This window comes from Microcoleus sp. POL10_C6, from assembly GCF_036701585.1.
Taxonomy (GTDB): domain Bacteria; phylum Cyanobacteriota; class Cyanobacteriia; order Cyanobacteriales; family Microcoleaceae; genus Microcoleus.
In genome coordinates, this window is record NZ_JAUBRB010000048.1 from 43,044 (window position 1) to 54,624 (window position 11,581).

The 11,581-nt window shown below is 43.8% G+C and carries 14 protein-coding genes; 3 read left to right on the forward strand and 11 right to left on the reverse strand.

Going from position 1 to position 11,581, the window contains the following annotated elements:
* Positions 1–125: 125 nt before the first annotated feature.
* A complete protein-coding gene (locus tag QUA34_RS30260) occupies positions 126–4,151 on the reverse strand; it encodes an NACHT domain-containing protein (RefSeq protein ID WP_445242838.1) in 4,026 nt (1,341 codons plus the stop codon).
* Positions 4,152–4,880: 729 nt separating this feature from the next.
* Positions 4,881–5,090: a hypothetical protein gene (locus QUA34_RS22665; protein ID WP_333389312.1), complete on the reverse strand. Its 210-nt coding sequence runs from the start codon at positions 5,088–5,090 to the stop codon at positions 4,881–4,883.
* Between the two features lie 596 nt (positions 5,091–5,686).
* On the opposite strand from QUA34_RS22665, the gene QUA34_RS22670 reads away from it, so the two are divergent.
* From QUA34_RS22670 to QUA34_RS22680, 3 genes are all read left to right on the forward strand, one after another.
* Positions 5,687–7,594 carry an AAA family ATPase gene (locus tag QUA34_RS22670; protein WP_333389313.1) on the forward strand — a complete coding sequence of 636 codons (1,908 nt, stop codon included), beginning with the start codon at positions 5,687–5,689 and terminating at the stop codon, positions 7,592–7,594.
* Positions 7,566–7,883 (forward strand): hypothetical protein, encoded by a 318-nt coding sequence (locus tag QUA34_RS22675; RefSeq protein ID WP_333389314.1) that lies wholly within the window; start codon positions 7,566–7,568, stop codon positions 7,881–7,883. The genes QUA34_RS22670 and QUA34_RS22675 overlap by 29 nt, the downstream gene beginning before the upstream one ends.
* 95 nt (positions 7,884–7,978) lie before the next feature.
* A complete protein-coding gene (locus tag QUA34_RS22680; RefSeq protein ID WP_333389315.1) occupies positions 7,979–8,149 on the forward strand; it encodes a hypothetical protein in 171 nt (56 codons plus the stop codon).
* Between the two features lie 410 nt (positions 8,150–8,559).
* On the opposite strand, the gene QUA34_RS22685 is transcribed toward QUA34_RS22680, so the two are convergent.
* The 9 genes from QUA34_RS22685 to QUA34_RS22725 are packed head-to-tail and all read right to left on the reverse strand — an operon-like array spanning position 8,560 to position 11,346.
* The gene (locus QUA34_RS22685) at positions 8,560–8,877 is read right to left on the reverse strand and encodes a hypothetical protein (RefSeq protein ID WP_333389316.1); all 318 of its coding nucleotides are present in this window, start codon (positions 8,875–8,877) and stop codon (positions 8,560–8,562) included.
* On the reverse strand, positions 8,877–9,245 hold the full coding sequence (locus QUA34_RS22690; RefSeq protein WP_333389317.1) for a DUF7694 domain-containing protein: 369 nt from the start codon (positions 9,243–9,245) through the stop codon (positions 8,877–8,879). The genes QUA34_RS22685 and QUA34_RS22690 overlap by 1 nt, the downstream gene beginning before the upstream one ends.
* Positions 9,246–9,282: 37 nt before the next feature.
* Positions 9,283–9,531: a hypothetical protein gene (locus QUA34_RS22695; protein WP_333389318.1), complete on the reverse strand. Its 249-nt coding sequence runs from the start codon at positions 9,529–9,531 to the stop codon at positions 9,283–9,285.
* A 44-nt stretch (positions 9,532–9,575) separates the two neighbouring features.
* Positions 9,576–9,818: a hypothetical protein gene (locus QUA34_RS22700; protein ID WP_333348387.1), complete on the reverse strand. Its 243-nt coding sequence runs from the start codon at positions 9,816–9,818 to the stop codon at positions 9,576–9,578.
* A gap of 32 nt (positions 9,819–9,850) precedes the next feature.
* Positions 9,851–10,240: a hypothetical protein gene (locus tag QUA34_RS22705; RefSeq protein WP_333102164.1), complete on the reverse strand. Its 390-nt coding sequence runs from the start codon at positions 10,238–10,240 to the stop codon at positions 9,851–9,853.
* Positions 10,241–10,257: 17 nt separating this feature from the next.
* Entirely contained in the window at positions 10,258–10,482 is a 225-nt protein-coding gene (locus QUA34_RS22710; RefSeq protein WP_333102163.1) for a hypothetical protein, read from the reverse strand.
* A gap of 37 nt (positions 10,483–10,519) precedes the next feature.
* On the reverse strand, positions 10,520–10,729 hold the full coding sequence (locus tag QUA34_RS22715) for a hypothetical protein (RefSeq protein WP_333102162.1): 210 nt from the start codon (positions 10,727–10,729) through the stop codon (positions 10,520–10,522).
* 46 nt (positions 10,730–10,775) lie between these two features.
* On the reverse strand, positions 10,776–11,009 hold the full coding sequence (locus tag QUA34_RS22720; RefSeq protein WP_333389319.1) for an HNH endonuclease: 234 nt from the start codon (positions 11,007–11,009) through the stop codon (positions 10,776–10,778).
* Positions 10,999–11,346: a helix-turn-helix transcriptional regulator gene (locus tag QUA34_RS22725; protein WP_333389320.1), complete on the reverse strand. Its 348-nt coding sequence runs from the start codon at positions 11,344–11,346 to the stop codon at positions 10,999–11,001. The genes QUA34_RS22720 and QUA34_RS22725 overlap by 11 nt, the downstream gene beginning before the upstream one ends.
* Between the last annotated feature and the right edge of the window lie 235 nt (positions 11,347–11,581).

The window sequence follows — 11,581 nt, forward strand, 5'->3', positions numbered from 1 at the left end:
TGTGGATTCTGTAAAGCAAGCTGCCTTCGATGAAGCTGTGCGAGAGTATGCCAAAACAAGCCTGTTGCCAAGCTTTTTAAGTTTGAGTGCGAACCTCCTCTACCCAAGAACTACTATAATCGCTTTCATCTATCATAATCATATTGCATTAGCGCCTCAGCTAATCCGTAAACTTCCATCTGAGTCATAAAATCAATCAGATCAAGACAGTGCAACTGTAACTCTTGGTCTTTACTTTGACTATATAATTGCAGGAGTAATTTACTAACTTTGTCTGCTTCAAGCCTTCCACGCTTACTGACCTCAGCATCATCCGATTTCAAGCCCTCTATAAAGCGATTGCACACTCGATAAGTAACAGCCTCGGGAAGTTTAGCTGTTGTCTCTTCCAAGGCATTGATTAAGTTGTAGTCATCACTAAAAAATGCGGAACTATCAACAAATGCCTCCACTAAACTGATGTAATCACCCAGTTCATCTCCCTCAAAATGTAAGAAACACCTAGCTGCTTGAGAACGCACTGGTTCAGCCGAATCCTGGAAAAGTTTAATTAAAACATCTTCACAAAATTCACGAAAGCGTGCTTGACGAAAGTTGGCAACGAATATCTCAGTCGCAGCGATTCGATGAGTTTCTGTACAAGACAGGCAAAGTTCTGCCAGCCAACGTACCTCTTCGATAATTAAAGCTGCTCTACAGGCTTGTCTAGTCCCAACCTTTACTACTTCCGGTATAGGAGACATAATCATCCGTTCAACAATCGATGCTAGCACTTCAAAATGCGTTTGTAAAGCGTAGCACAAGAAATCCTCAACAGTCCGAGTTCCAAGAAGTGCATCTTCGGTATCGCAAAGTTGCTGAAACAAACTGACAGCTAAGTCTCGGTCATAATTCAACATTGCTGTTAGTGCTTGAGCCACACAGGATCTAACAGCAATCGAAGAGTCTTGAACTATCTGTTGGAGAGATTGTTGAAAATAAGAGGCACGATTTTTATCCGCAAAAATTAGTTGGGCAATTGCACTTACAGCACTACCTCGTGCCGAATTAATTCCAGCAAAAATAATATCACCACCGTAATAAACCTGTCCGTTGGAAGTCTCAGTGCGCCAAGACTCTTGTTCTGGGTTAGGGTCGTTTAAGGCATACCAAATTACAATATCAAAAGCCTCTTCAGACCAGAGTAAATCAGCTAATTTTCCGATTAGCGAACTAATCCAACGACCACAAGGATGATTGGGTAATTGATGGCAACGCTGACATACGAAAAAAGCAGTCTCAATATCTAGCTCAACTTCTGCAATACCGCGTAAAACTGCATCAAAGTAAGATGAATTCGTGCGATCTGGAAACTGGCTAACTAATGCAGCAAAACGTTTTGGTTCAATCTTCACTTGCCTTTCTAGAAGATGTGATAGCTCGCTTGCCCCACCTGCAAAAGAGTAGTCTTTGTTGGAGTCCAAGCCATGCTTGTCATAGCGCTGAATTGCTCTCAACCACTGTTCATCAGTCATCTTCTGTGTTGCCGATTCTGGTATGGGAGAACCAACGAAACTTGCCACCATTGGCTTCGGCGCTTCTACTGACTGTTTACTAAACTTTCGCTGCCATTCTTGTAACCGACGGGTAGCTGACTCTGAGCGCCGAGAGGAATTGATACCTTCTAGCAAAACAAACTGTGCATGACCGTAATAAGAGTACATACCATAAGAGTACATACTAGCTGTTTTTTCCCACTCAGGATAATAGTTTAAGAGCTCTGTTTCAAGCATTGCTAAATGCCCGTTAGAGGCGTTTGGAGTAATCGCCTCTAGGAGTTGGCGAGTTGCCCAGAAGGAAGCTCCTTCACTACTGCTACAAATGGTATATCCTGTTTGGATTCGTGCTGGTTGTTCGCAGAGGTAATCAATAGCTTCATCGGCAAATCTTTCTCCATTCGCAGTATAGGCACGAATTAATAAAAACTGGATTGTTTCAAAATTAGAGCTACGAAGTTGTTGCTCTGCGAGGATGATGGAAAAATCTTCAGGATGGTTCGCAGCCAAATCAGATAGTGCTTCTTCCATCCCACTTAATAAGGCATGATTAATGTCATAGCCTTTACCATAATGCCGATAACACCAGACTGAATCACGCCAAGGTGGATTATTTTCCCGTATAGATGTTAACTCCATGACCCGTAGCATAAAAAGAAAAAGGTGTTCAATAAATGCTCTTGGAGCCCGACGCGCGCTTGCCATTACAATCTGTTCACCAAATTGGCTGTGAGGTAGAGTACCAGAGTTGCGATCGAACAGATTGGGTTGTCCAGCAGCGACACTTAAATCTAAATACCGATTGAGATAGCAGCTAATAGCTTCACAAGCCCAGTCTGGACGCTGTTGAGGTAAAGAATAAATTTGCCTCCAAAAGTCGCGATTGGAAGCGATTCTTCCTCGTGGTTGGTCAAGAATTCCTGCATGAATAAGTCGCAGGAAAAATTCAAAAAAACGACGCTCAGTAACAAGTTCTGCCCTTTGTATAAGGTAGTTGAGCCGATCGCGCCATGCTTCTGATACACCAATAAAAGGCTCTGCTAACTCAGCCACCCGAGCCGGTATCTGCCTCTGCATAATAGATAGCAGTATCAGCGTTTGCTCGATACGCTCGTCCTTCTCATCCCTGAGCCACTGTTCTATTAATCCTAGCGAGTCTAGCAGTTGAAACCAATGAACAGAACTACGCAAAGTTTGCCAAACTTGTTGCGTGATGGGATCGGCTTGCTTACCTATTAGCGGGGCAATAATCTCCCACTCCTCTTGTGTGGGGTCATCTAGCGCTGCAAGCAGGGCAAATACTACCTTCTTAATGTGAAAGCGGACGTTCGGGCTAGTAATTAAAGCTTCGAGGTCAGCAAGATAGCGATCGCGCTCTGCATCCCGCTCATAAACCAAAATTTGCCGAACTTGAGCGCGTCGAAATAAATGTTGCTGCTCCCCACTCCCTAAAAAAATTAATAGTTCTTCCTCTTTACCTGCAAATCGACGTGCAAAAGCATAGTCAAAAAAACTTTCATGAAAAAATGAATACTGATGTCCATCTAAAACTAAGATGTGCTCAGATGTCATTAATTCAGCCGTTTTTCCATATTGATCCACACGAGCTTTTGGGACAGATAACCTCTGCTTTTTGCTCATAGAATCACAGAGAGTGTATATCACATCTGTCCAATGGTCATAATTACCCCGTCTGTCGATAATATCCTTTTTATAGTCCCAGAATTTATCATATATATCTTTAGCTGTTGTAAAATTGAGGACATTAGCTTTTGAGCCTTCTGCAACTTCTGCTAGCAATCTCAGGTGCAGAGGAATGGATAACAGCTCTAATTGCTTTTTGTTAAGGGAGATGCTATTTAATCCCAATTGTGCAACAACCTCTTGCACTTTTTCATGGGATAGGGGATTAATTGGTACCATATCAGCAATTCCCTTTTCACCCGTTAAACGCTTCAATCGGTAGTCATAATCTAAGTCAAACTTGCGACAAGCTAGCAACAGACGCATCTTCGGATAGTCTTTAGCTTGATCTACGATCTGTTCTATACAATCAAAAAAATCAGAAATGCGACCAGAAGCTGTACTCACCGCATCAAGCTGATCTATAACTAAAACACAATCACGCCCCTGTGCAATGTTGCCTAAAACATGAGCAGGAGAAGTCGGTAAGTTTTCCAACTGTTCTCCAACTTGATTGGGTGACTGGGTTGGAGTTAAACGATCTACCCGAAAAGCTATGAGTGGCACACTTTTTTGAATAAGTGCTTCCATAGTTTGATGTATAACACCACTTTTACCAACTCCGGCTTGACCTGTAACTAATATACCGCGTTTATGTTCTGGTGAGGTGAGCTTATCCACAATAGGAACTACCTCATCTCTGAGAATTATTTTTCCTGCAATTGCTTCTTTTTTTAGGCGAGAGAAGTAGCAACTGTTAATTGTGTCTACAGCAGCTAATAAAACATCATAATTGTTTAGAGCTAACGCTGCATTGCCCTGATTGATGATAGTCTGATTGATGGTCTGAGACGGTTGGAAGAAGGTAACTTTTTTTTTATAAATTCCCTTACTCGCCGATAAAGCAAACTTTCTCGCGACGAAGGTCGGCAAATTGAAAGATGATTGTCATCCATTGGAATAGGCGTTACACCTTTTATTCCAGGATTAGCGCTAGTTTCGTCCACAACCAGAAACCCAGAAGTTTTTTGCTTCTCACAGTAGACTTGTATGGGAATCTGACTGAGCCAGTCGTGATTTCGATACACTTCGGTCAGTTCGCGCAGCCGGGAATGATGCGCTTCTAACTCGTCAACGCTGACAGAGGCTTGGAGAATTCCACCAATATACTTGACCCAATTCGCCATATTGGAGCCGGAGTGAGGCGTGGACAAAAAAACAACACCCTTAGTTTCCTCGACGATTATCTTCCATTCAGGATTTCCATAATCCAAAGCGTGGCGCAGCATTTGCTTGACCAACAGCCCCCCTAAGCTATGAGTAATGAAGATTAGGGGGCGATCGCCAATTGCATGGGAGTCCAGAACGGCTAAAGTGTTGGTTGCCCGATCCACCAACGGCATGGTATTGCCCTTCCATTTAAAGGGTTCTACCTCGTACCCCAGCGACCAAATACCCATATCGGGTAATTCTTCTCCCAACCAAGTCGGCCAGAAGTTGTTATCATCGCGTTTCTCTGCGGGATGCCATGTCCCTCGCGCATCGCCACCGAGTCCGTGAACGAAAATAACATCACCAATCCGGTTGGCATTATCGCAGCCAGAGATAGCGATTAAACCTGTTGGGTTGCTCACCGATCGACTCCTATTTAAAAATGCTGAATTAGCCGTAAAACCTAGCTTCTAGCGCGGTCATCCGCTTCTCTAACTCCACCATCCGCTGACTCAATGGCAAATCTTCTGTTATACCCAAATACTGAACCAACGCCGCTGTCAAAATCTCGGACTTAGTTGCGCCCACCCGATTAACGAACTCCGAAAGTTTTTCCGAGAGCGCGAGCGGGATTCTGGCTCCGATAAAAACGGTTGCCATAAGAAGGTACTTAACGCTTTTTTACAATGTTAGCAACTGTTTTCGGTTTTGTGTAACATATTGCCATTGTCTTGCAAAATACACCCTGAAAAATTGGATACGATAGGCAAAACTTTAGCATTCTACGCGATGGCTGGCGAAGGAGCTGCTTCGGGACATCGAACGTTTGTTTGAGGCGTGCAGTACAGCGGTGCAGAAAACCGAACTGGCTGGGTTCGGTAGCCACCCAACTAATTTTTTTACCCAAAATACAATTGATTGATTAGTAAACCTTCACGTTTACCAGTTACCCGACGGTGGGTACAAAGTCGATGCAATTGGAGTTATGAAGTCGGTTTTTAGTGTAAGCTAGCATAGCAGAATCTATCAAACGGCGGGCTGATGCAGCATTTAGCCACAAGCGCACTGAAAGAAAGTACAATGTGCGGTTTGGTAAATTCGTTGATTCGGTTATGTTGGAGTATCGGCAAGAAGTTATCGAGCGACGGCGGCCCGGTGACGATTTATACTTGCCGAATGGGATTAACTGACCAGAAGTGCGATCGCTTCTACAACTGCGCTAGCTTATTGATTAAAGTTTGCCCCGAGAAACAGCTATGTACATCTCCCGTCTTCAGTTACTTAATTACAAATCATTCCGGGATTCGGGGGTATTAGAATTCCAACCTGGCATCAACATTATTGTGGGAGCCAACAATTCAGGCAAAACAGCGCTGCTGGAAGCTTTAAGCTTAAATTTCGAGAATAAATCCCATCGCAGTCTCCAAACATGGCTACATTTTAATTCAGACTCATGCGCCAAAGTTTCTCTAGTAGCAGACAAGTCGGCAATCGAAGAAGTTGCCCAAAAAATATCAATTGATTTTCAGTTCGTTTACAGCCACAAAACAGACCGAACTCTATCGGCTCAAACTATGCACAGCCTTTTTCTAGAGTGGTTGGAGGTTCGTGCTGCTGTAGAAATTAGAGTTAGGATGGAGGAGAGCTGCAAGGTAGCTGAAATAGAGAAAAGCTTAAGCGATAGCCTAACCTTTAACATCTATTGCGTCAACAAACAAGACTACCTTATTGATAGAGCGTCGGGTACTAATTTCAATAGGAACACTGCCGACAACGAAATAACAACCAGAATTGTTCAATATTTGAGTGGTCATACATATAGGCTTTATGCAGAACGCCCCAATTTAGGAAGCTGCCTTTTTGGCGATAATTCCGAATTGGAACCGGATGCCTCGAACTTGGCGGAAGTTTTGAATCAACTTCAACAGCCTGGAAAAAAGAAACTTTTTAATCGTTTTTTAACCTATGTATCCGCTATTTTTCCAGAAATAGGTTTAGTTTCTGTCAGACCTAAGCCAAACCTCAAAGATTTTACCGGAATCGATACGAGTCGAAGAAGCCGCGAATTAGAAATTCTAATCTGGTCGCAAGAAGCGTCTGAAAATGATAGAGAAGATTTAGCATTTCCCTTGTCAGAGTGCGGAACGGGGACAGGACAGGTTTTGGCGATTCTTTACGCGGTACTGGCTTCCCGAGAACCCAGGCCGATTATTATTGACGAACCCCAATCTTATTTGCATCCAGGGGCGGCCAAGAAGCTGATACAAATCCTCAAGGAGTTTCCGCAGCACCAATATTTTATTGCCACTCATTCGGCCGAGATTATTGCTGCTGCCAATCCCTCAACTATCGTGAAGCTTCGATATGAGGACGGCCAAACCCAAGCATCAGCGATGAATGCAAAAGATATTAAGGAACAGCGCTCTCTATTAGCCGAACTGGGGGTGAGTTTGTCTGATGTTTTCGGTGCCGATAGCATTCTGTGGGTGGAAGGGCCCACCGAGGAGCAGTGCTTTCCGCTCATATTGTCCGAGCTAGCTCCCGAACTTTTGACAGGATCTAAAATTGTCAGCATCAAAAACACGGGGGATTTATTGGGAAAGAAAGCTCACTTTGTTGATGTTATGTTTGACCTATACCAACGGCTCAGCGGTGGGAATAATTTGTACCCTCCTGCGGTTGGATTTGTGTTTGACCGGGAAAATAGAACTAAACAGGATCGCGCGGATTTGCAGAAAAGAAGCTCGGAAGCAGTTCATTTTCTCGAAAGGTGTATGTATGAAAATTACCTGCTGCATCCCGATGCTATAGCAGCCGTTCTCAATCGAGACGATGCGGGACGAGAACACGCTCTTACTAGCGAAGCAGTTCGAGAAGGGCTGGAAAGCAATAAAGATAAGTTGAAGGAGAAGAAGGATTGTTTCCCTAAAGATGCTACTCCAGATGAGCTATTAAATCCCCAATACGTTGACAAAAATATTAACGCAGCCAAACTGCTCGATGTGCTGTTTGCCGAGTTATCGTTCGCGCGGGTCAAGTTTAGGAAAACCAAACACTCAATCATGCTTACAGAATGGTTGCTTGAAAATAACCCAGAGCACTTTGCCGAGCTAGCCCAATTTTTGCGAGGTATCCTTGATGCGGGTAAAGCAGCGGTGTTTTGACGTGAGTGCGATCGCCACCAACACCCCCATGTTGGGAAAACTAAAACCGAACCCCAAACCCCAACACGCTATGCCCAAAATCCCCGAATGCGTAGGCGTAAGCCGGGGCGGAGCCATCGCTGTCTCCTCGCTCGCTCGTAAGCCACACCTCGTCTGTGCCGTGCATCCCACAGGCCCTAACACTAATACTTGGATTGACTTTCGAGAAAGCCTCGACGCTGAACGGGAGGAACTGTGGGAACCTGAAGGGGCGAGCTACTATGGCGACAAATTGATTTTGCAACCATAGCAACAGTGGACACGCCTTGCAACAGTTGGAGCTACTGGACACGCACCCACTGTTTACCGGCCGGTGTCCCCAATGTGAAATGACTTATCCCCAATATGAAACGCCCCCGGTGCATTGGGATTGCCCGGAGTCCGGGTGGATGGACGATTCGGTTTGAGGCGATGGTTCGCAACGATAATTATCAGCAACGGGAAAACACTCGCTCGACACCCCAATTGGAAGTGCAGCCGACTAATCCCCCAACAAACACCCAAAACGCGCCTTGAGGCCACACACTTAACACCACAAACTCATGCGGCCATGATTGCCATAAGCGAAACATGATTGCAGCGATCATAGTTAGTAAGAATATTTTGCCAACAGTTGCTTCACCGATCGTCCAACCCCGGTACATTCCCCGGCAACAGGCGATCGGCATCAATTACAAAAACTGCATTTTTATTGGGCATTTGAAAGCTCCTATTGCTAGGGTAAAGTTCAACTGGTCAATGTTATCTAGGCGGTGTCGAGGTCAGCCACACTGCCTAAACCCAAATCGGACGTTTAATAACTGACAGCAGAGCCGAGAACTGTTGAAGCATTCTCGGGTGCTGTGGTTTAGATAACGTAGCTCTCAAGGAACTTAGACGGGTCAACTATGGACTTGATTTCTCAAGCCCTCACTAGAATCTAAGATTTAGTTATGGGTCGTTGACGTTGCTGACTCCTTATTTTTCAATGCCCAGTTTACTGCTTCGTTGAAAGCTTCATCAGTTGGCTCAGGTAACATTCCCATCGCATGAAACCATTTTAGTTGTATATCCCTACCACCACGACAAATTTGCGTGTTATGTGTGGTATGACAAATGTGTTGCCCGTTTCCCATCAAGTTTTCGTAGTACATTGCCAACTTATCAGGAGATAGAATTAGTGGTTTTTCTCCACTAAACGGACAAGTTTTGCAAGGCAGTTGTCGAACCTCATAGGTTCTCATATCATGTGGATCGATCGTCATTAGATTGTTCCTAATTTGCGAAAGTCTGGTACTGGGCGTTCGTCGAGACAATGATAAAGATGCAGGCAAAATTCATGAACATTCACCCATTCCGATCGAGCAGGCAGAATCTGAAGTGCCAAAGCGTCCGCACCCAAGAAAATCTCTTTGACTTTGACCAAATCTATCCAAGTTGGAACTGATTTTTTCCGAGACAGTGAGAGATGAACCCACGAATGGCCGTCTTTTTCGATCGAACAAGAAATTATTACAACCAAACCGTCGCGACTTCTATAAGCTCCGCCATCATCACCGATCGCCTGAACTGACCAATTACACGGCAACTCTTCAGCAGTGGGGGGATTCCATTTAACACTTGTAGATTTCATGAGACTGCCGGGAGCGACCCGGCAATGCGCTGACTAATTAGTAAGAAATTCCGTTGGGGGGTAGATGTGAACTAACGACAGCAATGACTAAATCGCATTCAGATTCAGTAATTGCCTGATAAATTTCACTCAGTGCCTGAATAGCATCCGCCAAACGTAGTTCATTTTGCGTAACAAAATTCTCGCTCTGTTCGAGCGCCTGATACTCTGGCTGCTTCTGCAAAAGTCGCAGATTTTCTTCAGTACCAGCAAGGATTGATTTGATTTGTTCGACTGTAATTGTCATGACTGATTCTCCTTAAAGTTAAAATCTCAGAGCGAAGCATTAACTTAATCACGGTACAATTCAACTTCAACAATGGAACTATGAGGATTTTCAGAAGCACGATTTTCCTCAGCTAAGCGTAATTCAGCATCCGATCGAGTATCGAAGAATTCGGCTGCTTCAAACTCTTCAGACCATTTTCCTTTCATTCCGAGTAACCAGTAAACGCAGCCATATTCAGTAGCATCGCCAACCCAATAACTCGCCTTAAGAATCGCAAACTTAATTTCAGACTTAGGCTTAGACATAATTTAAGACCGGGAGCGACCCGGCAATCACGCTATTCACTACACAATTGATAGGCAAATACCAAGCACAGGATGAAATTGCTTTCCAATCCGTAGCCTTCCCAACGACTATTTCTTACTCCAACAATGTGACGGCATCGCTTAAGCCATTCAACACCGCCTCGTTTGGTAATTTCTTCAAACAGTCGCGGATGCTGTTGTAATTTGCACACAATGATTTCCGTCATAATCTCGATCGATTCCTGCATATCACGACTTTTGTACTTTTGATATGCAGATTCAGCATCACGGTAATTCACGCCATTGAATGTTACCGGGTAGCGATTTTTGATGTTGCCCTTTCGGAAAGCTAGCTCTGTGGGATTAGTCAAAGCTGCACCAATCCCAATATCAGAGCCAGACCAAATATTAATGCCTTCCATCTACTTATCAGCTCCAACTAAATAGACTGAGCGATTTGATAGGCTTGTTGATAGAGTGGATCATTACTCTTTGGCTGCTGACCTTCTTTTTGATCGCTGACGGCTAAAGCTACCTTGATTTTCTGACTTTCAGTTTGTGAAGGTAGTGTTTGATTTTCATGGTAGTAATTGGCAGAAGTCTGGAAAAAGTTAGGGAGGTCGGCTTCATATTTCAGAAACCGAACTAATTCTTTTAAGTTCATAGCATTGAGAAAAGCAACACTACCTTACAGCGAAGCATTACTGTGACTTTTTACGATTGCCTTCTAGTTCTTCAATTTGAATGCCCATCGGATATGACTCTTCATCATATTCCCCAAGATATGGATCGACTTGGCTAGCTTCAGTTACTTTGCCTGAAGTAAATAGAGGACTGGTTGCTGCTAGTGCGACGGTCAAAGCTGTTGTAACGGCAAGAATCGTGTGTTGTGTTTTCAGGGAAATACCCAAAATGGTTTACTGGAACTGGAATAACTTATTTGAGCAAGCTGTTGATTTAAAGCCACAAATCGCCTACTTGAATCAGAGGTCGATCGGCTTCAAGTTTTTGTCTCAGAGAACGGACATGGTATCGTCCGTGAACAGAAGGACTAGAACAAATTACCAGGTTTACTGGCGAGTTGTTAGATTTGTCCTCGTCCAGGTGATGAACAACTTCACCTGGTCTGAGTTTACGATCGAGAGTTTGTTCTGCCACCATCCGATGCAGATACACTGTTTTATAGGTCATAGGTTTTGCGATTGAAGTAAATGGGAAATACTGCTACAGCGTTTTCTAAATCCAGAGGTTCAACTTCGGTTTGTTGACGGATTACTTCAAGCCAAGCAACATCAAGAGCGAATATTGCAGCAATTCTGGGTATAAGCCAGTCATACTCACTGGTTCGGATGTCGATTCTATTGTTTTCGATTTTCGATAACAGGTATCGATCGATCGTAAGAAACTCTTCATCTTCTGATGGAATTACCAGCAATTTACACAAATCTTTCTGGCTAAAACCAAGTTCTTGCCGAGCATTTTTTAGGATTCTACCCAGCGTTAATTTACTGTGTTCGTAGTTTGTCATGATAAGTAAGAATTCTGGGAGCGACCCAGATAAACGCTATTAGAATGCTAAATAACCAAATTGTTGATTTGCTAACTCAAGAACTTTGCGAATAAGTTCCTCTCTCTGTGCTTCAAATTCAGCATGAGGCATTTTGACATAGCGATAAACTTCAGAACCAGAAGTGTTGAACGCTTATTGATAGGATTCTGAAAATAGACATACGAATCCTATAAAATGCTGATTTCAGCAATTG

Coding starts and splice junctions, on each gene's coding strand:
- QUA34_RS22665 (WP_333389312.1), bottom strand. CDS start 5,090: ATGGCAACCGTTTTTATCGGAGCCAGAATCCCGCTCGCGCTCTCGGAA.
- QUA34_RS22670 (WP_333389313.1), top strand. CDS start 5,687: ATGTACATCTCCCGTCTTCAGTTACTTAATTACAAATCATTCCGGGAT.
- QUA34_RS22680 (WP_333389315.1), top strand. CDS start 7,979: ATGAAACGCCCCCGGTGCATTGGGATTGCCCGGAGTCCGGGTGGATGG.
- QUA34_RS22685 (WP_333389316.1), bottom strand. CDS start 8,877: ATGACGATCGATCCACATGATATGAGAACCTATGAGGTTCGACAACTG.
- QUA34_RS22690 (WP_333389317.1), bottom strand. CDS start 9,245: ATGAAATCTACAAGTGTTAAATGGAATCCCCCCACTGCTGAAGAGTTG.
- QUA34_RS22695 (WP_333389318.1), bottom strand. CDS start 9,531: ATGACAATTACAGTCGAACAAATCAAATCAATCCTTGCTGGTACTGAA.
- QUA34_RS22700 (WP_333348387.1), bottom strand. CDS start 9,818: ATGTCTAAGCCTAAGTCTGAAATTAAGTTTGCGATTCTTAAGGCGAGT.
- QUA34_RS22705 (WP_333102164.1), bottom strand. CDS start 10,240: ATGGAAGGCATTAATATTTGGTCTGGCTCTGATATTGGGATTGGTGCA.
- QUA34_RS22710 (WP_333102163.1), bottom strand. CDS start 10,482: ATGAACTTAAAAGAATTAGTTCGGTTTCTGAAATATGAAGCCGACCTC.
- QUA34_RS22720 (WP_333389319.1), bottom strand. CDS start 11,009: ATGACCTATAAAACAGTGTATCTGCATCGGATGGTGGCAGAACAAACT.
- QUA34_RS22725 (WP_333389320.1), bottom strand. CDS start 11,346: ATGACAAACTACGAACACAGTAAATTAACGCTGGGTAGAATCCTAAAA.